This is a genomic window from Enterocloster aldenensis (assembly GCF_003434055.1).
Taxonomy (GTDB): Bacteria; Bacillota; Clostridia; order Lachnospirales; family Lachnospiraceae; genus Enterocloster; species Enterocloster aldenensis.
Genome location: NZ_QVEX01000025.1, coordinates 323 through 20253, shown reverse-complemented (window position 1 = coordinate 20253; position 19931 = coordinate 323). Strand labels below are relative to the sequence as shown.

Annotated in this window: 22 protein-coding genes, 3 tRNA genes and 1 pseudogene; 13 read left to right on the top strand and 13 right to left on the bottom strand. The window is 51.1% G+C overall.

Going from position 1 to position 19931, the window contains the following annotated elements; genetic code table 11:
* Positions 1 to 15 precede the first annotated feature (15 nt).
* The 6 genes from DWX59_RS26525 to DWX59_RS26500 all read right to left on the bottom strand — a co-directional run bounded on the left by DWX59_RS26525 (position 16) and on the right by DWX59_RS26500 (position 5360).
* A complete protein-coding gene (locus DWX59_RS26525) occupies positions 16 to 324 on the bottom strand; it encodes a V-type ATP synthase subunit F (RefSeq protein ID WP_117563161.1) in 309 nt (102 codons plus the stop codon).
* 4 nt (positions 325 to 328) lie between these two features.
* Complete coding sequence (locus DWX59_RS26520; protein ID WP_117563160.1) at positions 329 to 763, bottom strand: ATP synthase subunit C; 435 nt, start codon at positions 761 to 763, stop codon at positions 329 to 331.
* A 67-nt stretch (positions 764 to 830) separates the two neighbouring features.
* On the bottom strand, positions 831 to 2771 hold the full coding sequence (locus DWX59_RS26515) for a V-type ATP synthase subunit I (protein ID WP_117563159.1): 1941 nt from the start codon (positions 2769 to 2771) through the stop codon (positions 831 to 833).
* 17 nt (positions 2772 to 2788) lie between these two features.
* Complete coding sequence (locus DWX59_RS26510; protein WP_117563158.1) at positions 2789 to 3808, bottom strand: V0D/AC39 family V-type ATPase subunit; 1020 nt, start codon at positions 3806 to 3808, stop codon at positions 2789 to 2791.
* Positions 3809 to 3812: 4 nt separating this feature from the next.
* Entirely contained in the window at positions 3813 to 4124 is a 312-nt protein-coding gene (locus DWX59_RS26505) for an ATPase (protein WP_117563157.1), read from the bottom strand.
* A gap of 237 nt (positions 4125 to 4361) precedes the next feature.
* Entirely contained in the window at positions 4362 to 5360 is a 999-nt protein-coding gene (locus DWX59_RS26500) for an SH3 domain-containing protein (protein WP_117563156.1), read from the bottom strand.
* 198 nt (positions 5361 to 5558) lie between these two features.
* Between DWX59_RS26500 and trmB the strand changes: the two genes are divergently transcribed.
* From trmB to DWX59_RS26465, 8 genes are all read left to right on the top strand, one after another.
* Complete coding sequence (trmB, locus tag DWX59_RS26495) at positions 5559 to 6203, top strand: tRNA (guanosine(46)-N7)-methyltransferase TrmB (protein ID WP_117563155.1); 645 nt, start codon at positions 5559 to 5561, stop codon at positions 6201 to 6203.
* Positions 6204 to 6339: 136 nt separating this feature from the next.
* Positions 6340 to 6492, top strand: coding sequence for a hypothetical protein (locus DWX59_RS28955; protein ID WP_008720841.1), 153 nt, complete (start codon positions 6340 to 6342; stop codon positions 6490 to 6492).
* Between the two features lie 90 nt (positions 6493 to 6582).
* A tRNA-Lys gene (locus DWX59_RS26490) sits at positions 6583 to 6655 on the top strand.
* Positions 6656 to 6826: 171 nt separating this feature from the next.
* Positions 6827 to 6899 (top strand) — tRNA-Lys (locus DWX59_RS26485).
* A 120-nt stretch (positions 6900 to 7019) separates the two neighbouring features.
* Complete coding sequence (locus tag DWX59_RS26480; protein WP_117563154.1) at positions 7020 to 7715, top strand: TIGR01906 family membrane protein; 696 nt, start codon at positions 7020 to 7022, stop codon at positions 7713 to 7715.
* Positions 7716 to 7793: 78 nt separating this feature from the next.
* A complete protein-coding gene (locus DWX59_RS26475; RefSeq protein WP_117563153.1) occupies positions 7794 to 9371 on the top strand; it encodes a D-alanyl-D-alanine carboxypeptidase family protein in 1578 nt (525 codons plus the stop codon).
* Between the two features lie 101 nt (positions 9372 to 9472).
* Positions 9473 to 10582 carry a sensor histidine kinase gene (locus DWX59_RS26470; RefSeq protein WP_117563152.1) on the top strand — a complete coding sequence of 370 codons (1110 nt, stop codon included), beginning with the start codon at positions 9473 to 9475 and terminating at the stop codon, positions 10580 to 10582.
* A gap of 3 nt (positions 10583 to 10585) precedes the next feature.
* Positions 10586 to 11275, top strand: coding sequence for a response regulator (locus tag DWX59_RS26465; protein WP_117563151.1), 690 nt, complete (start codon positions 10586 to 10588; stop codon positions 11273 to 11275).
* Positions 11276 to 11371: 96 nt separating this feature from the next.
* Here DWX59_RS26465 and DWX59_RS26460 read toward each other — a convergent pair whose 3' ends face one another.
* A complete protein-coding gene (locus tag DWX59_RS26460) occupies positions 11372 to 12319 on the bottom strand; it encodes a 3'-5' exonuclease (protein WP_117563150.1) in 948 nt (315 codons plus the stop codon).
* Positions 12320 to 12349: 30 nt separating this feature from the next.
* A pseudogene (locus DWX59_RS30190) lies at positions 12350 to 12502 on the bottom strand (DUF6783 domain-containing protein); the annotation flags it as partial.
* Here DWX59_RS30190 and DWX59_RS30185 point away from each other — a divergent pair.
* The 5 genes from DWX59_RS30185 to DWX59_RS26440 all read left to right on the top strand — a co-directional run bounded on the left by DWX59_RS30185 (position 12443) and on the right by DWX59_RS26440 (position 16456).
* On the top strand, positions 12443 to 12598 hold the full coding sequence (locus DWX59_RS30185; RefSeq protein WP_319638846.1) for a DUF6783 domain-containing protein: 156 nt from the start codon (positions 12443 to 12445) through the stop codon (positions 12596 to 12598). The pseudogene DWX59_RS30190 and the gene DWX59_RS30185 overlap by 60 nt on opposite strands.
* A 153-nt stretch (positions 12599 to 12751) precedes the next feature.
* Positions 12752 to 13351 carry a hotdog family protein gene (locus tag DWX59_RS26455; protein ID WP_117563149.1) on the top strand — a complete coding sequence of 200 codons (600 nt, stop codon included), beginning with the start codon at positions 12752 to 12754 and terminating at the stop codon, positions 13349 to 13351.
* 13 nt (positions 13352 to 13364) lie between these two features.
* Positions 13365 to 13922, top strand: coding sequence for a biotin transporter BioY (locus DWX59_RS26450; RefSeq protein ID WP_117563148.1), 558 nt, complete (start codon positions 13365 to 13367; stop codon positions 13920 to 13922).
* Positions 13923 to 13930: 8 nt separating this feature from the next.
* Positions 13931 to 15067: a thiolase family protein gene (locus DWX59_RS26445; protein ID WP_117563147.1), complete on the top strand. Its 1137-nt coding sequence runs from the start codon at positions 13931 to 13933 to the stop codon at positions 15065 to 15067.
* Between the two features lie 69 nt (positions 15068 to 15136).
* Complete coding sequence (locus DWX59_RS26440) at positions 15137 to 16456, top strand: AMP-binding protein (RefSeq protein WP_117563146.1); 1320 nt, start codon at positions 15137 to 15139, stop codon at positions 16454 to 16456.
* A 38-nt stretch (positions 16457 to 16494) separates the two neighbouring features.
* Here the strand turns inward: DWX59_RS26440 and DWX59_RS26435 are convergent, their stop codons facing one another.
* From DWX59_RS26435 to DWX59_RS26415, 5 genes are all read right to left on the bottom strand, one after another.
* Positions 16495 to 17583 (bottom strand): carcinine hydrolase/isopenicillin-N N-acyltransferase family protein, encoded by a 1089-nt coding sequence (locus DWX59_RS26435; RefSeq protein WP_117563191.1) that lies wholly within the window; start codon positions 17581 to 17583, stop codon positions 16495 to 16497.
* 133 nt (positions 17584 to 17716) lie between these two features.
* Entirely contained in the window at positions 17717 to 18091 is a 375-nt protein-coding gene (locus tag DWX59_RS26430; protein ID WP_117563145.1) for a MerR family transcriptional regulator, read from the bottom strand.
* Between the two features lie 96 nt (positions 18092 to 18187).
* Positions 18188 to 19060 carry a DUF362 domain-containing protein gene (locus tag DWX59_RS26425; RefSeq protein ID WP_117563144.1) on the bottom strand — a complete coding sequence of 291 codons (873 nt, stop codon included), beginning with the start codon at positions 19058 to 19060 and terminating at the stop codon, positions 18188 to 18190.
* Between the two features lie 15 nt (positions 19061 to 19075).
* Positions 19076 to 19615 carry a flavodoxin family protein gene (locus DWX59_RS26420; protein WP_117563143.1) on the bottom strand — a complete coding sequence of 180 codons (540 nt, stop codon included), beginning with the start codon at positions 19613 to 19615 and terminating at the stop codon, positions 19076 to 19078.
* A 208-nt stretch (positions 19616 to 19823) separates the two neighbouring features.
* A tRNA-Cys gene (locus DWX59_RS26415) sits at positions 19824 to 19894 on the bottom strand.
* Positions 19895 to 19931 lie beyond the last annotated feature (37 nt).

The following is a 19931-nucleotide window of genomic DNA, read 5'->3' as shown; positions in this document are numbered from 1 at the left end:
ATGTCTGAACCCTGCTTACAGTTTCAGTCCGATGGCCTCGTTCACATAGGAGGTGATAAAGTCCGGCTTGCGGCCGGTTCCATGGCGGTCCGGGATTTCGATGATCAGCGGAAGTTTCCTCTCCAGCTTCACATCATCGATTATCTCCGGGAACTCCCTGCCAAACTTCTCTGTCAGCAGGATGATGCCAATGGATTTATCGGCCAGGACCTTATCCAGCTCATTCTTAAGCGCTTCCCTCTCATGGACCACGGCTCCCTCCACCCCGGCCAGGCGCATCCCGGTCAGGGTGTCCACATTGTCGCTGATAAGGTACATCTTCATAGACTTACAGCTTGCCCAGGATCATAAAGGAAATGATCAGGCCATACAGACACACACCTTCGGCAAGACCTACGAAGATTAATGATTTACCAAGAATGGAGCTGTCCTCACTGATTGCCCCAAGGGCAGCGCTGGCCGCAGCTGATACCGCGATGCCGCCGCCCAGGCAGGAAAGTCCGGTTGAAAGGGCAGCTGAAAGATATCCCATGCCTGCCGCGGACGGGCCGGCTGCCTGGGCCCCTGCCTCTGCTGCCTGGGCATTACCGGAAAACATGACAACCGCCGCAAAGACCATGGTGCCAAAGAACAGGAACAGGTTGGCTGCCAGCGCTGTCTTATAACGCCCCTTTGTCTTTTCCCCTGCTGCAAATGCCCCAAATGGTACTGCAATACTCAAAATCAGTGCTGCGCTCAGTGTAATCTTAACTAATAAACTCATATCTCATTTCTCCTTTTTAATCTCCGGCCCGTCTGGCATATGCCAGTGTCCCGGCAGTTTTTTATGTTTACTGCTCTCCGGCAGCTTTTCCATATGGTTCAAATGCCCGGCCGCTTCCGCGGTAGAACCGGCTGAACAGCTCATAATATTCCAGACGGAGTACCTGGATCCCTACAATCAGGCCCTCCATTGCGCACACAAACAGGTTGCCGCCGATAACCACGGCCCAGTTGGTGTTTCCTCCCGCCTCCGCGCCTGCAAGCATCAGCACCACCTGCATCATGGCAGCATGGCTCACCGCAAACGCGCCCACACGGACAAAGGAAAGGGTGTTGGAAAAATAGCTTAAAAGCACCTCAAACAGTTCAAATATCCCCTGGGTAATGAACATACCCAAGCCGCCTTCTATCCGTTCCGACTTCTTCTCCACAATGGCCGTAAGCGGTTCCTTAAAGAACATGATGATTAACGGTATCAGGAACATGACAACCAGTATGACCGTGGCAGGAAGCGCATTGCCCGTCATATAAAGGGCCAGTACGGCGGTCAGGGCAAGATAAAACACAAACCCGGCCACGCCGTTGGTGTCAAAGTAAATCTTCTCTGTATCATGGGAACGGACGCTGTTGATGATGTTGAGCACCATACACATCAGGATGATTCCCATGCCGATGGCCACAGCCACCACGAACACCGTGTTCAGCCTGCCGATAAAGGGAAGGTCCACCATGGCTTCCTGGGGCCTGAGCCAGACAGCTTCGATTATATCCTCAAACCCGAAGATACTGCCAAACAGGAAACCGAATATAGTGGAAAACACACCGCAGCAGGATATGATGCCTGCCAGCCGCACCTTCTTGAAACGGTACAGCAGGTATCCACCGATAAGCAGGCACAGGCCCTGTCCCGCGTCCCCGAACATGAAGCCGAACAGGATGGAATAGGTAATGCCGATCAGGATGGTGGGGTCCAGCTCATTATAGGAGGGAAGCCCATACATCTCCACATACATCTCAAAAGGTCTGAACAGGCCTGGATTCTTCATCTTGGTGGGAGGATTGCTCATGATATTATTATGGTCATCCTCAATAATACAGAACGTGTCCTCATCCCGTTCAATCTCCTTCTGGAACGCCGCCGCGTCCTTCTGGGTCATCCACCCGCACAGGATATAGAAATTATGGCGGTCATGCTTGGTGACCGCTGCCATCTTGCGCACATCAAAATTAGTGGAAAATGTCCGCACCGTGGAATAGGCCGCCACCAGTTCGTCCTTCCTGTTGCTGATGGCCTCCACAATCTCCTTGTCAATGGCGTCAATCTGCTTCTGGAAGGCGCTGATGCGGTCATCCAGTATATGACCGGCCTCCACCGGCGTCCCCTCATATTCATCCGGAAGATAACAGCGCTCAAAATGCATGGATGCATAGATGGCGTCTATCTTATCCGCCAGCTTTTCAGGCACAAAATATACCACCCACACATACTCGTCATTTTCCTCACACTTAAACATCACCGTGTCAATGCTGTCATACACATAGGCGTAAAACTTTTCATAATACTCCCTGGAAATACGGCCGAACCTGAACTTCATGAACCGGAATCCAAGTATCTTCTTCACATCATAATTAAGCCCGTTAAACGGAGCCACCTTGTCCTTGGATGCCTGCAGCTCATCCCTCTGCTCCACAAGACCGCTCTTTTTATCGGTCAGCGCCTTAAGTTCACTGTCCAGCGCATGGATCAGGTCCACCGCGTCCTCCAGCTTAAGCTTCCGGTCCGTGTGTCCGGGCAGCAGCTCATGGTAGCTTTCCACCAGCTCCCCTGCCTTTGCAAGCTCCTCCTTATAAGGATTGGACTCAATATAGGGCCGCAGGTCCTTAACCGTCTTGAGTTCCGACAGGGCGTTTTCCAGGTGGATCTCATATCTGGACAGATAGGTACACACCACCCGGTCAATGTCCGCCTTGGGACCGGTAATACTCAGGAATTTCATTTTCTCAATCACGTCTTAACCCCCTTTAGTCAATTTGCCGCCAGGCCATACCGTATTTTTTCAATGGTATTGATGATATGTGCAATCTCCCTCTCCTTAAAGTAAAGATAGGAGTTCAGTATGGCAATGGAGTATGGGTCGTTTCTTCTGGTCGTCTGGTAGATCCTGTCAATAATTTCAAATGTCAGATGGTCCAGGTCCGGTTCCTCTGACTGGCGGATGACATCCAGCTTCCCATACCAGCTTGCGCGTATCAGCTCATAGAGCTGGGGAAGGGTCTCGGCCTCAGCCATCTTATTGATTTCCCCCTTGGTCAGATGGAGCTGTATGGGAATCAGCATGGCATATATCTCTCCCGGTGAAAGCTGGTAAAATTTCTTGGAACGGCAGATCCACTCAAGGTTCAGCATATCCATCCTGGTACCAAAGCACTGGGCCAGGATCTTACGTTCCTCCTTGGACAGATACTTGTCCTTTATCTTCCACATGGTCCTGAAGTAAAGCATATCCAGGGCCGTCTCACAGGCCGGCAGGCTGGCCCTGCCATCCTCAAGCATGCGGCTTAACGGTTCATGATACGGCGACCCTTTCAGGTTGCCCACAAATTCCGCCATTGAACCGGACTGGGACAAAAGAATTAAGTCAATGCTGGAATGGCGTTCAAAAAAGTCCCTGAACATGGACAGGTCCTGACGCTGTTCCCTATGTCCCACCGCGTTCCTCAGGCAGGTCTTTATGATACTTATCTCATAGTGCATGAAATACAGGTCCAGGAAACGTCTCTGGTTCATGTTTGCAAACTTATACAGCTTTGCGAAATCCCTGTACTGTGAAAGATTCAGACGCTGCTCAATACTGGCCCTGTGCATGTCCTTTTCCTCCAGCTCATCGAATATCTCCCTGTAAGGAAGGAAGCGGCGCAGGTAATCCACTGCTTCAGGCACGCTTTCCAGGGACGCCATCTCTTCAAACTGTCCATCCTTAATACGCCAACGCTCCATGGCCTTCACCTTGGTAGCAATGCCGCTATAGGTAATCAGGCTGCCCATACGCTCACTCCTTTATCATTTTCTGGAACAGGGCATCTGCATACGCTGCATGATAACGGTTGTAATTGTCTTCCAATTGTTTAAGAAGTGTCTCAAAATCCGATTTCTGCCGGGCAAGCATGGCTTCCATATCTGCTTCCATCTTATGCCCGATATCAGCAATCCTGCGGGCGGTTTCCTGTTCAAGGCCGGCATCAAAAGAGGCAGTTTTGTCTTCCATCTCTTTGGCAAATGCTTTCTTGCGCACATTCGCCTCATCCGTAATGGCGCCGGCTGCTTCTTCTATCTCCCATAACTTATTGATTACGGTATCCATAGAGCTCCTCCTTTATAAATTCATATCATTTCATGATACTACTTTTTTCGAAAAAAACCAGAGGTTTTTTAGAATTGGAATAAACTTTTAACAATTCCCTTATGGCAAAATGCCAAAAAGAGGAAGGATATTTTCTCTCCTTCCTCTTTTTACCAACATATATTCCAAAATTTTCTATACATCTTTTACAAATTCCATTATCTGGATTCCGTGGCTGCTTCCTGCGCACTCCAGCCCCTACTGCCCTTCTGCCCCATCGCCCCCGGTGGGTACGACCTCTGTCTCGGGAACCGGCTCAACCTTTTCCAGGAACCGGCTGGACACATAGGCTTCCTGCCCCTCGTAATTTATCACATCCCAGTCATTGCTGTACCGCTTCACATAGTCAACCTCATAGCCGTTGGAAAGCTGTACCAGGATGCGGCTGTCCGTGGACGGTTCCTTGCGGACATTCACGCTGTTGCCCTTAATCCGGTAAACCACTGCCGGCGGTTCTGTCTCCGGCTCTGTCTCCGGTTCCGGCGGCGGTGTGGGTGCGGGTTCAGTGGCAGCCGTGGTAACGGTGGGTGCCGTGGTGGTCTTATCCTTGTCCTTGCCGCCCTTGCCGCCCAAGGTCTGTATGACAACTATCAGCAGCACAACCGCAAGCACGGGAATCAGGAGTCTCCAGACATAATATACAGGGGATACCCGTCTGCGTTTTTTCTTCCTGGGCGCTCCCTGGCGTGAACCTCCTGAACCGGACGGACGTCCCTGGCTCCTTGTGCCCCGGCCCCCTCTTGGACCGGAACCTGGCCGGCCGCCGGAACCGGCTGTCCTGGCCGGCTGGCGGGAAGCACCTCCCCTGGATGCCTGAGACGGCCTGGATGACCGCCCTCCTGCAAACTCATTGGCAAACACATAAACTTCCTGGGTCAGCAGCTGGTATGCCTGATTGGCATCATAGGCAGCATCGTCCCCTTCATGGACCGCCTTGTTGCCCAGGATGCGGATGGTATGGTAATTATCCTTGGTTGCCTTGTTAATCCACTGCCCTTCATAAAGCTGGTCAATGGTATCCGACAGGTCCCCTTCCACCACGCATGCACGTTCCGCCATGCACCGCACCATATATTCCAGGACCTGTCTTGCCTTAACCATCACAAGATTATATTCTTTTCGTACAATTAAACGCTCTGCCTCTTTCACGCCCAGTTGAATCTGCTGCCAGCTGGTCGTCCGCTCCATATTCGACATAGCCTTCCTCCTTAGTATCGCAGATATCCGCCTATTATGTATAGTATAATCGATTTTTGGCAATTTTGCACTATTAATTATAAAAAATCAGAAAAATAAGAAAAAAGTAAATTTTGTTGCAAATAGGCACTTCCGATGATAAAATAAGGCCTGCGGTTACTCAATAATGGTACTGTTCAGAAAGAAAGGAAAAATAATATGCGATTACGCCATATCCGCGGTGCAGAAGAGTCCATTGCATCCAGCCCCTATGTAATCCAGGAGCCGGAGACAAGACGTGGGAATTGGGACCAGGTCTTCTGCAACAGCAATCCGATTGAAATAGAGGTGGGGATGGGGAAGGGACGTTTCATCATGGAACTGGCCCAGACCCACCCTGATATCAATTATATAGGCATAGAACGTTATTCCAGCGTGCTTTTAAGAGGCTTGGAAAAACGTTCGCAGCTGGACCTTGACAATATCCTGTTCATGTGCATTGATGCCAAAACCCTGCCCGATATCTTTGCCCCCTGTGAGGTCAGCCGCATCTACCTGAACTTCTCAGACCCCTGGCCAAAGGACCGTCATGCCAAGCGCAGGCTGACTTCCCCCGCCTTCATGGGCGTGTACGGCAAGATCCTGGCCCCCGGAGGCACCGTGGAATTCAAGACGGACAACCGTGAATTGTTTGAATATTCCCTGGAATCCATCCCAGCCTCGGGCTGGACCATCCTGTCCCATACATTTGACCTTCATAACAGTCCCATGGACGAAGGCAACGTGATGACTGAATACGAAATGAAATTCGCAGGGGAGGGAAAACCCATCTGCAGGCTGGTTGCCTCAAAGTCCCGGACCTAAGACACGTCCGGGGAAGAAATACGTGTCCAGGAGCGGAACAGGTGTCCGGGCAGGCACTGCCACGGGGAGTCTGCACAAACCGGGAGGGCGCGTCATATACTGTTCATAACAGAACCTACTACCGGAGGCGGTTAATATGGCATTACCCCCAGGAATCACCAAAAAACTGTTGCAGGCAACCAGTGACAAAACAGATTTAAACAAACAGGCGCTCCGCCTGAGCCGTTCCTTTAAGGAAGTAAATAAGATCATCGGCCCTGGTTCCAAAGCAAAGAAAAAAGAAAAATAATTTTTTTGACGAAAATGGTTGACATTTAACTTTCAAAGAGATATAATGTCGTTCGTGTCACCCGCAAGGGTTGAATGAAAACACGGGCATGCGCCTTTAGCTCAGTTGGTAGAGCAGTAGACTCTTAATCTATTTGTCCAGGGTTCGAGTCCCTGAAGGCGCATTTTAAAGGTCTGATTTTGCAGATACTGGAAGCTGCGGGGTCGGACTTTTTTGTGGCACAGGACTGAAAAAAGAACTGAAAAATAAATTTTTTCTTAAAATATTCTTGACATTTTCCTTGCATGGATATATAATAGTGGACGTGTCACTTAAAGAAACAAAATAAACGTATGCGCCTTTAGCTCAGTTGGTAGAGCAGTAGACTCTTAATCTATTTGTCCAGGGTTCGAGTCCCTGAAGGCGCACTAAAAGGTCTGACTTTGCAGATACATGAAGCTGCGGGGTCGGGCTTTTCTTTGTTACGTACATTTTTTCCTGTTACAGACAAATTTTTTAAACAGACTTTATTATAATTAGGAGGCCTTATGAAATATTTACACAGACTGGCCGGAATTGCGGCCGCATTCTGCATCATGATTGTCCTGTTCATCACTTCCGTGGAAGCAGTGGTTTACTGGACACCCGGATATTTTGAAAAAGAATACACCAAATACAATGTGCTGGACAGCCTTCCGTCCATGACCATGGACGACCTTCTCCATGTAACGGATGAGATGATGGATTACCTGCGCGGGGACCGGGAGGACCTGCATGTAAAAACCACCATGGGAGGACAGGAGCGGGAATTCTTCAATGAGCGGGAAATTGCCCATATGGAAGACGTACAGGTGCTTTTCCTGAAGGCCATGTCCATCCGCACGGTCTGTCTTGTGCTCACGGTCCTGTTGCTGGCGTTCATGGCAGCCACAAAAGCCCGGATGAGGAAAGTCCTGCCATCCTCCCTCTGCCTGGGCACAGGTCTGTTCTTTGGTCTTGTAACAGCGCTGGGACTTATGATATCCACGGACTTTTCCAGGTATTTCATCATGTTCCACCATATCTTCTTTACCAATGACCTATGGATCCTTGACCCGTCCACGGACATGCTCATCAATATTGTACCGGAAGGATTTTTCATGGACACCGCTGCCCGTATCGCCTATCTCTTTGGCTCATTGTCCCTGATTCTCTTCGGCATATGCCTGTTCCTTACCATAAAAAACCATAAAAATGCCGCTTAATCCCCATCCAGCCTTTACTTAAATACAGAAATCTTTTATACTGTACAATAGGCTATTTATATGATTGGAGATTGTTGGATGAAGCGATTTTTCTCATTGTTCCTCTGTCTCTGCCTGTCCATGGGTGTTTTTACCATAAGTGCGCTGGCTGCACCGGAGTGGCCCTCTGATGTTTCCATACAGGCGGACGGCGGTATTGTCATGGACGCGGACACGGGAACCGTACTATACGGAAAGAATATGGACCAGCCGTATTATCCGGCCAGTATCACTAAGATACTGACTGCTTTGATTGTGCTGGAACACTGCGATCTGGATGAAATGGTGTCTTTTTCCCACGATGATGTCTATAACGTAGAAGCCGGCAGCAGCAGCGCAGGCATTGACGAAGGCGACGTACTGACGGTCCGGGACTGTCTCTATGCCCTTATGCTGGCTTCTGCCAATGAAAGCGCCAATGCCCTGGCCTGCCATGTAAGCGGCTCCAGGGAGGAGTTTGCAAAGCTCATGAATGAAAAGGCTGCAAGCCTTGGCTGTACCGGAAGCCATTTCGCCAACCCCAGCGGCCTGAATGATGAAAACCATTATACCACGGCCCACGACATGGCGCTGATTGCCAGGGAGGCCATCAAGAACCCGGAATTCCTGGCCATCAACGGCACCCGCAGCTATAAGCTGGCCCCCACCAAGCGGACGCCGGAAGGCGGATACGTGGCCAACCACCACAAGATGCTTAACAAGAATGAATCCGTCTACTATCCGGGTGCCTTTGCAGGCAAGACAGGTTATACGTCCCTGGCAGGCAACACCCTTGTTACCTGCGCCAAAAGAGACGGGATGACGCTGATTGCGGTGGTCCTTAACGGGCACCAGTCCCATTATTCAGATACAAAGGCCATGTTTGATTTTGGTTTCCGTAATTTCCAGTCTTTAAAGGCAGTGGACTACGAGACCCGGTACAGATCCGTGGAAAATGACATGACCATTGCCGGCATGACGGCCCGGGACAGCATTTCCCTGGAACTTGACAAAAACGGACGGGTGGTGATTCCCAAGGCAGGGGATTTTGCGGACGTGCAGTCCATGCTCACCTATGACCTGGACGGCCAGAGTCCTTTGGACGCAGTGGCCTGTATCCGTTATACTTACAATGAACGCCCTGTTGGTTTCGTATACCTGTGTTCTGCCGGGATGGGGTCTGCTTCCCTTCCCGCCGCACCGGCGCACGAAGAAGGGATGGGCGGACCTGTCCCGGAGGGCACCGGCGCGCCGCACTCCCAGGACGGGGCCGGCGCCCCCTCTCCGGCGGACCATCCGGCCTCCCGGGACCAGACCCCTGCAGCGCCCACGCGTCAGGACATCACCACCAAGGAGGGCGCTGCCTCCAGCATACGTATACCCGCAAACACGCTGGCCATACTGGGAATCGTCTTTTCCCTGTGCATCATCATCGCAATCGTGGCTGCCGTGAAGATACATGTAAAACGCAAGGAAGAGGCCGACCTTCTGTTAAGGCGGCAGCGCAGGCTGGAGCGGCTGGAGGACATTGGCTATTCCTCCTCAGAGTTTGACCGGCTTCTGGCTAAGCGCAGGGTCTCGTCCCCGTCCGCACGCAGGACCAGAAGAAGCCGGCGTAAAAAATCCATTTTCCGTTGAACTTGCCATACCCATCGGTTATAATGTAGGAGGTTATGATGTAGGATTTATCTGTAACACCTACTTTAATTAAGGAACCGCAGTCTGCAGGGGAGTGTGCAATGAAAATCTTCCATAAGGAAAAAAGTGACCTGAAGGCTGCTGTCATGAATCTGGTTAGGAATCTTCCTATCACCATAGAGTATATGGCTGCAGCCACTTTAGTCTCTACCGTATTTTTTTATTTCAGCACGAACGTGACCAATATCTCCATTATCTACACCTTGGCCATCATTCTGATTGCCCGCGCCACAAGCTGTTACGGAGCCGGCATACTTGCCTCGCTGTTCGGAGTCTTCTGGGTGAACTTTGCATTTACTTATCCGTACATGACCCTGAATTTTACCATGTCAGGATATCCGATCACATTTGTGGGCATGATGCTGATTTCCTGCCTTGCCAGCAGTATATGCATCATGATTACCAAGCAGAACGTACAGCTGCAGGAAAAGGACCGCATGCTGCTGGACGCGGAAAAGGAAACCATGAAGGCCAACCTTATGCGCGCCATGTCCCACGATCTGCGCACCCCCCTTACCACAATCATCGGTTCCAGTTCCACCTATCTGAACCAGGAGGGATCCATGACCAGGGAGGAAAAGCGAAAGCTGGTGCAGAACATTGAAGAAGATGCCCAGTGGCTGCTCACCATGGTGGAAAACCTGCTGTCCGTTACCAGGATCCAGGATGAGCGCGGCGTGGCCACTGTGATAAAGACAGAAGAATCCCTGGAGGAAGTCATTTCTTCAGCCGTGGGGCGGTTCCGGAAACGGTTTCCGGAGGTCCAGGTCCAGGTCTGCATACCGGAAAGCTTTATCATGGTCCCCATGGACGCTACCCTGATTGAGCAGGTCATCAACAACCTTCTGGAAAATGCATATTTCCACTCCGGAAGCCATGGCCCCATTGACCTGCAGGCATCGGTGGACGGTCCGTATGTATCCATCGCCATCCGTGACCAGGGCAACGGCATCCGGCCGGAACTGTTAGGCACGCTGTTTGACGGAGGCGGGGTCTCCGACAACCAGACCGGCGACAGCCACAAAGGGATGGGAATCGGCCTTACGCTTTGTAAAACCATCATAAACGCCCACGGCGGCCACATAGAGGCCAGCAATTACGACAAGGGCGCCCTATTTACTTTTACCTTACCAGATTGGAGGGAATATTAGCTTATGAACACAAGAGCCAGTATTATCATCATTGAGGACGAAAAGAATATCTGCAATTTTATAGAAACAGTCCTGACCCCGCAGAACTACCAGGTAACCTGTGCATACACGGGTACGGACGGCCTGAAACTGATCAACACCCACAAACCGGATGTGGTCCTGCTGGACCTGGGTCTTCCCGACATGGACGGACTGGAAATCATACAAGAGGTAAGGACCTACAGTTCCGTGCCCATCATAGTAATCTCCGCCAGGACCATGGAACGCAGCAAGGTAGCTGCCCTGGATATGGGCGCTGACGATTACCTTACCAAGCCATTTGGAACCGCGGAACTCCTGGCCCGCATCCGCACGGCCCTCCGCCACAGCCAGCGCGCTGCGAATGAAAACTCCAAATACGAAGTAGGCGGCCTGCTCATTGACTTTGAGCGCCGTCTTGTTAAGGTAAATGACCAGGACGTGCATCTGACGCAGATTGAATACAAGCTGGTATCCCTGCTGGCCCACAACGCAGGCAGGGTGCTGACCTATGAAACAATCATCTCCAAGATATGGGGGCCATTTGCAGACAGCGATAACCAGATACTCCGGGTGAACATGGCGCATATACGCAGGAAACTGGAAGAAAACCCGGCCGAACCAAAGTATATTTTTACGGAAATCGGTGTTGGATATAGGATGAGGGAAGAGTGAACGGAAATGGATGTTTGTCAAGGCAGGGTCTGCGGTGGGTACGCAACCTCTGCCTTGTCTTGTTCCAGGAGACAGGAACGGGAGATGGGCGGGGAATCAGTGCTTGGCGCTGCGGCGTTTGCGGCCGTCCTCCTTGCGCTGTGTGAGGAGTTCCACATCCTCTTCCCCGGCCATTTTGGTGGTTTTGACCACATAGTATCTGTCGTCTTCTGATTTTTTAACGCGGATTTTTCCTTTGACATATCCGTGTTCGGGGCAGACGGCCAGGCAGAAGTAGAATCTTTGGCCGTAGGGGAACCAGCGGATTTTCTTGCGGAGCATACGCCTGCATTTCAGGCACACCATGTCTGTGATATCCTTGTCTTTCATGATGTCTTCCCTGGAGCTGAATTCCCTGGATACGAATTTTGTGTATTCCGGGAAATATAACCTGTACTCGTTTTCTTTTGTCTCCGGCAGCCCATAATAGTCCACGGACACATATACGCCGTACTTCTCCATATCCAGCACGGATAGGATCTTTCCCGTGTAAAAAGCATCGTCCAGCGCCCGGTGGAACGGCCGGTCCTCTGCCATGCCCTGCAGCTGCACAGCCTGGTCCAGGGACACTTTATTCTTACCGTCCCCGTACTGGAGGCAGTACAGCTTCTGGATATCATAATATAGAAGCGGACGCGGAAAGGGTATCTCCATGCCGTGATATATCATGTTCCTCTGCAATTCCGTCAAATCCATGGACCCCCATGTGCAGAAACGGAAATCCCCATCCCCGCACCAGTCCAGGAATTCCTCCATGACTGCCCCAAAAGGCTGCCCCTCCTGGCATAACTTCTTCATATCCATATGTGTTACTTCTGATATCTTAAAATGCATCTTTTTATATACCTGGGGCTTTATCAGTTTATGGAATTCACCTGCGGGCCGGAACTGATTGTCCAGCATCACCGCACCTATCTCAATAATCTCAAAGGGAAGATGCGCTACGGAGTCTTCCTTTCCGCCCGGGCTCTGGTTCCATTCAAGGTCTAATACAATGTAATTCATATTTTCATCCTGTCACTCTATAATCTCGATTTACCTTCCTATCTTACCATACCAAAAAGAATATGGAAAGGGGCTATCTTCACACATCCCTGTGGTGTCATTGCTTCCCGGACCAGAGCGTGTTTGAAAATTGCTTTCCGTCAGCTGTGCGTCCCACTTTGTGGGAGATTTGGTCCCGATGAGGGAGGCGTAGCGGGCTACGTTGACCGAATTGGGACCAAATATGCCGCGAAGGGGGGCGGCCTTTGCCCTAAGGGGTACCTATGGTGGATTCCTTAGGGCAGATGGCGGGAATGAATTTTCAAACACGCTCCAGGCCACATTGTTGACCGGCTCATTGTTAACCGCCATAGCTTTTTGAGTTGACAAATAGCCCGGACAGCCCTATAATAAATAAAATGTAAACCAAATTCAATGGATAGGGTGACAATTATGATGCAAATCATACATGCGGCATGTGCCCATGACCAGCATACGTTTGATGGGTGGGTGATAGGAAAAGCTTTTTATGGGAGATATGACGATTCGGAACCAGTGTCCTTTGAGACACGGACCCAGCGTATGCGCCAGGGTTATGCCAGGCTGTCCTCAAAGGGATATGACAAGGAAAGGAATCTGGTGCAGGACCTGGTACTGGTGCTGGTTGACCCGTCCTGTGTAAATGGGGTTACACGGAGGGATACATATACGGATGTGTTTCCAGGCAGGCCTATGCACGGCCTTACTTTCCCTTCAGAGGGCTTAAAACGTTTTTTAAGGGATTCCGGCGATACCAACCCGATACACCATGGGAAACAGGCTGTTGTGCCGGGATTGTGGATCCTGGAGCGTTTACAGGGCATTTGGCAATGTGAGGCAGCGCAGGCCGCAGACACGGACCCAGACGATCACGGTTTACCCCTGGGATTCCATATCCGGTTCTTCCATCCGGTGCGCACAGGACAGACTGTACAGCTGGTATGTACTGAGGACGCAATCACAGGAGTGTGCGGCGGACTTATTTATTTTCATTTACAGGTAAACAAATTATGATGTGGAGGTATTCATGAATACAAAATCAAGATTCAATACATTGGAACTGACAAAAATGGGGCTGCTCACCGCCCTTATCTGTGTATCAGCCTATATTGTGATTCCCCTTCCGTTTTCCCCTGCCAGCCTGACTGCCCAGACCCTGGTGGTCAACCTGATTGCCCTTTTGCTGACCCCCAGGCAGGCAGCATTTACCATTATCGTATATATATTCCTTGGACTTACCGGGCTTCCTGTCTTCTCAGGCGGCGTAGGCGGCCCGGGCAAACTGTTCGGACCTACCGGGGGATATATAATGGCATGGCTTATAGCCGTTGTCTTAATGTCGCGGCTGAAAGGGCAGCGCTACAGTTTTGGGCGGTACTTCCTTGTTACCGTATGCATAGGGATGCCGGTCATCTATGTCCTGGGAAGCGCCTACATGAAGTTCGTCACCGGTATGGACTGGATTTCTACGTTTACGGTGGCCGTCCTCCCCTTTATCCCGCTGGATCTGTTTAAATGCGCTGCCGCCGCCCTGATTGCAAAACCGGTCCAGGAAAGCCTTTTAAGGGCCAGGGCCGTCCTATAGGAGGCGCCATGGACAATGTATATGTATTAGGCGGGCTGAGAAGCTATATCGGAATAAAGAACAGCGCCTACCGGCATGTCCCGGCCGAACAGCTGGGCGCTGCCGTGCTGAGGGAACTGGCAGGGAAATATCCGCTGCATAAGGCAGATATGATAATTGGCGGGAACAGCGTTGGCTGCGGAGGCAATATCACCCGTCTGGCAGCCCTTGAAGCCGGACTGCCATCTTCCATCCCCTCCCTTACCATTGACCAGCAGTGCGCTTCCTCCCTTGCCGCCATCACCACGGCCGCCGCAATGATTGAAAGCGGCCTGGCCGGCCTTGTCATTGCCGGCGGGTTTGAGAGCACATCCACCCAGCCCCTGCGGATGCACCACCCGAACCACCCTGATTTTACAAAGGATTCCCGCCCCTATACCACGGCCAGGTTCATACCGGGCCCCCAATATGAGGATATAATGCTTCAGGGTGCGGAACGCACCATTTGCCATCATCATGTCCAGAAGGAAGAACTGGACAGCTGGACCCTCATAAGCCACCAGAGGGCGCTTCGCGCCCGTGAAGACGGGGTATTAAAGGATGTGGTCTGCCCTGTATGCGGACTGGATATGGACGAGGGCATCCGTCCAAGGATGAGCCAAAAGCTCATTGACAGACTCCCCCCTGTCCTAAAGGACGGCAGATATCTGAATGCGGCCAATGCCTGCTCCATGAACGACGGCGCGGCCTTCATCCTTCTTTGCTCCGGCCAGTATCTTAAGGACCACGGCCTGACCCCGCGCTGCCGCCTGTCCGGCGCATTCAGTACGGGAGCCGACCCTCTTATGAGTCCTGTCTCTGCCGTGGCCTCCATACAGCAGCTCCTGGAGCGGACCCATACGTCCATGGACGAAATCGGCTGCGTTGAATGCAACGAGGCATTTGCTGTCATTGATGTGCTTTTTCAGAGGGCGTATCCTGATAAATGCAGCCGCTATAACATGTTTGGCGGCGCCCTTGCCTACGGACATCCTTACGGTGCATCCGGCGCAATTATTTTCCTGCATCTCATGAAGGCCATGGAACTGACCGGCAGCAGGAAGGGAATCTGTTCCGTGGCAGCGGCAGGGGGAATCGGCACTGCCGTGCTTCTAAGGAGTGTTTGAACGCTGATTGGAACAACGGCCCGGATCTGGGTCATTGATATCACGTACTGAACGTACAAGGAGTACCACATGAATTATCTTGAAATGCTGCAGGCTGTCCCTGCCCGCCAGACAGCCCTTATTGAAGATTCCAGACAATATACCTACGGGGAAATGGTTATGGATGTCTGTCAGTGTTCAGACGGGCTTCTTTCCCATCATCGGACGGCTGCCCAAAGGGCTCCGGGACAACCGTCCGCCGCAGCGGCCGCCGTATCATACCAGGAGGGCCTTCCCTCATTGGCATGGATTAAATCCCCTTCTGTCTATACACAGCTTATATGTTTCCTTTCCTGCGCACAGATTGGCCTGATTCCGGTCATACTGTCCCCTGACATGATCCATCCCCCCCGCATTCCATCGGATTTATCCGTTCCGGACAAGGACTGTATGGGCGTCCTGACCTCAGGCACCACGGGGACTCCCAAGCTGCTGTTCCGTACCTTTGAAAGCTGGCATGGGTATTTCCCTGTCCAGAACAGCATCTTTGGCGTGGATGGAAATACCAGGATGTTTGTGCACGGCAGCCTTGCATTTACAGGAAACCTCAATATGTACCTGGCCCTGCTGTCCCAGGGCGCTACCCTTATCACATGCCCGGCGGTCCATCCTCCTGGGTGGAACAGAAGCATTTCCCTGAACCAGGCAAACGCCATCTACCTCATCCCCTCCAAACTGCGGCTCCTGTCCAGGACAGCCCCCGGGCCTGCGGACCATGTCAAAACCATCCTGACCGGTTCTCAAAGCATGGATTTAAAGGACATGCATGGGCTGAAGCAGGCCTTTCCCCAAAGCAGATGTATCCTGTATTACGGCGCCAGTGAACTCAGCTATGTGTCGTATCTCTGCGGCCATGAAATGACAGGCAACCCCGCCTGTGTGGGACGTCCGTTTCCCGGCGTCCATATCACTGTAAAGGATGGGGAAATCATGGCAGACACCCCTTGCTGCGCCCTGGGGGTACAGACTCCCGCAAGTGCCGGGGATATAGGATATCTGGACAGCCAAGGATTCCTGTACCTATTGGGCCGCCGGGATAATGTATACAATATCCACGGCAGGAAGATTCCTGGGGCACTGGTGGAACACGCCCTTACCGACCTGGAGGAAATAAACGAGGCCGCCGTTGCGCTGGAGCATGGATCACTGACCGCTTATGTGGTCCTTAACCCTGCATTCCATTCCCCGGACAGCCAAACGCCTTCCACGGACCTTAGCCGCCGCCTGATGAGAAGGCTGGAGGAAAACCTGGAATATTACCAGCTTCCCCGCAGGATACGGTTCCTTAAGGAAATTCCAAAAAACAGCAGCGGAAAGCCAATCCTGTCATTGCTTTCCGCTGCTGAATGAATGTGTCCCATCCCAATCATGAAACTGAAACAATGCAGTTATTGGGTAAGACTGAATGTATGGGCCGGCTTATCATACTGCCTGCCGGTCACCACCTTTGCCGTAAGGTCAGTACAGTTAAAGACAATGGACCACTGGGTTGCATTTAACCGCCCGGACGTCTCTGACACATGCCAGTCCTTTGACGCTGCCTGCAGCAGATCCATACCGGCCTGTTCATCCTTTACAACACCGCCGCAGCGGTTCAGGGACGATTCCAGGGTCCCATACCTGTCTTGTCCTGTCCCGAAATTGAATTTCTTATCTGAAAGCAGGAAATTAGTTGCCATCTGATACCCCTCATCTGCCTTCAGCACCACAAATTCATTATCAATGTATTCCACAACCGCGCTGTTCCCAGCCGCATCTGCAAGCTGGAAATGGTAACAGCTTCCTGCGGAGGAATGCATGTCATACTGCTCCAGAAGGCTCACTGCCTCGTCCACCGTGGCCGCCTTATCAAGCATCAGCCGTATGGCCGTGGTGGTGGTAATATCTGTTTTCCCTGTATCCTGGTCCGTTGGTACGTCCGCAATGCGGAGCACCGCCACCGCCAGTCCCTTTTCATTGATCCCGTCTAAAGGCGCATATGGCGCTGCCAGCGTGATAAGCTTCTGCTTCCATGTATCTGGCAGCTTATCTTCCCCAAATCCCAGAAATGCAAGGTTGACCGTGGATATGGAGCGGTATCCGTTGTCCGGCGCCGTTTCCACCACCAGGGCCGGCGAGTAGGTAAGGTCAAAATTCCTGCCGAATATACGGTCCCCCTCCTCAGTCCAGGCGCTGAATGTAGAGCAGCCCAAATCCGGAATGGAAAACTCCAGCGGCAGGCCCTTTAACAGCCTGTCCGTCACAAACTTAACCAGCTCCCCATCGGTGCTGGCGCCTGTGAGCAGGAAATCATCAAAACCATAATCCCCGTCATACTTCATGGAATAAAGCACATTGTCATCTATCTTCTTAAGCGTGGTAAGTGTTTTCAGCTCATGCCTGAACAGAAAGGCGCCTGCCAGGACCGCGGCCAGCACAATGCCTGCCGCCCAGGCAGCAGCCCATAGCAGCCGTTTCTTCCATCTTGTCTGTGTCATATTTCTCCCCTTGTCCATAGTCCCTGCTTTATAGCAGAATATCCTTAGAATCATAACACCATGCACGGGAAATGTCAAATATACGCGAGGCAGATACCGAACTGCTAATTGTGCATATGCTAATTTATATGCCTTATCTTAAATTCTCCTCACACTTAACCATCCGTTCCTCATACCCATCTAATTTCCAATCCAGCCTTGCCAGAACAGCCTGAAGTCCGTCAATCCTGGCAGCTATCTGGGCCCGCTGTTCCAGAAGCAGGTTCTTCCTTGCCTGTATGGTTTCATTTCCCTGATAGAATAAAGCCACATATTCCACCAATGTCTCAACGGACACCCCGGCGCTTCTCATACATTTTATATATTCCACCCAGCGGCAGTCCTCCTCAGAATAATTGCGGATACCGCCGGAAGTACGCCCAATGCTTGGCAGGAGGCCCACACGTTCATAATAGCGCAGTGTATCCGCAGAAATATCATAGGCCCTGCTTACTTCTGCAATTGTCATATCATCACCTCCTGATTATCTGCCTTTTATTTATTGTAACCATATTTATCCGTGAAGGCAAGGATAGGAATGCATAAGAATGAATATCTGCAGATATTATCCAATCTTTACCAGGTCATAGTCACGGCTTCCAAGCCCAAGGGCATGTGCTGCTTCCACTGTATGGATTCCATGGCGCGATTCCATCCTTTCAATCAGCGCGGCCTTGCCTGTATCCAGGGAATTGTACACTGCATCCACACACGCCTGGTCCAGTGAAACAGGGTCCGTGGATGCGAAAATACCGATATCGCCTATTTCCGGATCATGAGGATGGGCATCGCAGTCGCAGTCCACAGAAAGCCGGTTTGCCACATTAATGTAAACAATCCTGCTGCGTCCCACAAAATCCATTACTGATTTATCTGCGTCAGCCATGGATTCCAAAAATGAATCATGGTCCGCTGTAAAGACATCCTCAAACCGTTCACTGGAAGCAGACGTATGGATCCATATCTTGCCCCGTGAAGAAGCAAGGCCGATGGACATATTCTTAAGCGCCCCTCCGAATCCCCCCATTGCATGCCCTTTAAAATGGGACAGCATCAGCATGGAATCATAATCCGCCAAATGGCTCCCCACATAATTCTCGTGGAGATGATAGCCGCCGTTCACAGGAATTGCCATGTCCCCATCCTCATCCAGGATATCGCATGGGGCAATGGCCGCAAATCCATGGTCATGGATTGTCTGCCAATGGGCCTGTGTGGTATTACGGCGGCCTTCATAGGCCGTGTTGCATTCAACAATTGTACCCTTCAGCCTATGGACCAGATCCTTAATCAGGTCCGGCTGTAAAAAGTTATGCCCACCCGGTTCACCTGTTGAAATCTTAACCGCTACCCTGCCTGGCAGGGATATGCCCATTGCCTCATAGATATGGACCAGGCTTTCCGGGGTTATCCTGTCTGTCACATATACCTTTGCCATGTTATAAGATACCTCCTAAATCTGTTTTCCCATGTCATATGCCTGCTTCATCGCAGGACTGCTCCCAATATCTCCTGCCTGCCAGGCCCCTGTCCCATAAATGATTCCTTTCTCATGGGCCCCCGGCAGGCAATCCTGCGTAAAACCGCGGAATCCTTCAATGGTGCGTTCCATCATGGATATCTGTGTATCAGCTGCCGCAACAATAAAATAAAAATCCTTGTTCCTGATTTCTTCATAACGCGGTACCGTGCGGTCAATCAATGTCTTCATCTGCCCATCCATTGTATAAAAATACACAGGGGTTGCCATGACAATCACATCTGCATTTACCATCTTTTCAAGGATATCCGCCATATCGTCATGCTGGACGCACTTGTGGGTACTGTTACAGACACCGCAGCCTGAACAGTAATTAATCTTACAATCCTTCAGGAACACCTTTTCTGCCACGTTCCCGCCATCCAATGCCCCTCTCATGAACTCATCACATAATGTATCCGAATTTCCTTTTCTTCTGGGGCTGCCTGAAAGTATTAAAACCTGTTTGTTCACTATGATCTTCCTTTCTGTCTGTTAGTAAAACCTATTCTAAAGGTCTATGTCCTGCATAACTATAGCCTACTACCTGGAGTCGGCTCCAAGTCAACCACTAATTTTATTTTTTTATATGTTTCATTAGCTTTTCGGAACAGGCGTGAACTATTTTTACAACATAATTTACAACAAAAAAACCTCGGATACCTTCCGAGGTTAAAATGAGAGGCGACGACCGGATTCGGACCGGTGGTGAGGGTGTTGCAGACCCGTGCCTTACCACTTGGCTACGTCGCCATATTAAATTGAATGACCCCAAGGGGATTCGGACCCC

What these genes read in the sequence shown, in the direction of transcription:
- trmB (WP_117563155.1), top strand. Translation starts at nt 5,559, where the DNA reads ATGCGATTACGCCATATCCGCGGTGCAGAAGAGTCCATTGCATCCAGC.
- DWX59_RS26500 (WP_117563156.1), bottom strand. Translation starts at nt 5,360, where the DNA reads ATGTCGAATATGGAGCGGACGACCAGCTGGCAGCAGATTCAACTGGGC.
- DWX59_RS26470 (WP_117563152.1), top strand. Translation starts at nt 9,473, where the DNA reads ATGAAAATCTTCCATAAGGAAAAAAGTGACCTGAAGGCTGCTGTCATG.
- DWX59_RS26510 (WP_117563158.1), bottom strand. Translation starts at nt 3,808, where the DNA reads ATGGGCAGCCTGATTACCTATAGCGGCATTGCTACCAAGGTGAAGGCC.
- DWX59_RS26520 (WP_117563160.1), bottom strand. Translation starts at nt 763, where the DNA reads ATGAGTTTATTAGTTAAGATTACACTGAGCGCAGCACTGATTTTGAGT.
- DWX59_RS26505 (WP_117563157.1), bottom strand. Translation starts at nt 4,124, where the DNA reads ATGGATACCGTAATCAATAAGTTATGGGAGATAGAAGAAGCAGCCGGC.
- DWX59_RS26435 (WP_117563191.1), bottom strand. Translation starts at nt 17,583, where the DNA reads ATGACACAGACAAGATGGAAGAAACGGCTGCTATGGGCTGCTGCCTGG.
- DWX59_RS26465 (WP_117563151.1), top strand. Translation starts at nt 10,586, where the DNA reads ATGAACACAAGAGCCAGTATTATCATCATTGAGGACGAAAAGAATATC.
- DWX59_RS26445 (WP_117563147.1), top strand. Translation starts at nt 13,931, where the DNA reads ATGGACAATGTATATGTATTAGGCGGGCTGAGAAGCTATATCGGAATA.
- DWX59_RS28955 (WP_008720841.1), top strand. Translation starts at nt 6,340, where the DNA reads ATGGCATTACCCCCAGGAATCACCAAAAAACTGTTGCAGGCAACCAGT.
- DWX59_RS26450 (WP_117563148.1), top strand. Translation starts at nt 13,365, where the DNA reads ATGAATACAAAATCAAGATTCAATACATTGGAACTGACAAAAATGGGG.
- DWX59_RS26460 (WP_117563150.1), bottom strand. Translation starts at nt 12,319, where the DNA reads ATGAATTACATTGTATTAGACCTTGAATGGAACCAGAGCCCGGGCGGA.
- DWX59_RS26525 (WP_117563161.1), bottom strand. Translation starts at nt 324, where the DNA reads ATGAAGATGTACCTTATCAGCGACAATGTGGACACCCTGACCGGGATG.
- DWX59_RS26425 (WP_117563144.1), bottom strand. Translation starts at nt 19,060, where the DNA reads ATGGCAAAGGTATATGTGACAGACAGGATAACCCCGGAAAGCCTGGTC.
- DWX59_RS26430 (WP_117563145.1), bottom strand. Translation starts at nt 18,091, where the DNA reads ATGACAATTGCAGAAGTAAGCAGGGCCTATGATATTTCTGCGGATACA.
- DWX59_RS26440 (WP_117563146.1), top strand. Translation starts at nt 15,137, where the DNA reads ATGAATTATCTTGAAATGCTGCAGGCTGTCCCTGCCCGCCAGACAGCC.
- DWX59_RS26475 (WP_117563153.1), top strand. Translation starts at nt 7,794, where the DNA reads ATGAAGCGATTTTTCTCATTGTTCCTCTGTCTCTGCCTGTCCATGGGT.
- DWX59_RS26480 (WP_117563154.1), top strand. Translation starts at nt 7,020, where the DNA reads ATGAAATATTTACACAGACTGGCCGGAATTGCGGCCGCATTCTGCATC.
- DWX59_RS26455 (WP_117563149.1), top strand. Translation starts at nt 12,752, where the DNA reads ATGATGCAAATCATACATGCGGCATGTGCCCATGACCAGCATACGTTT.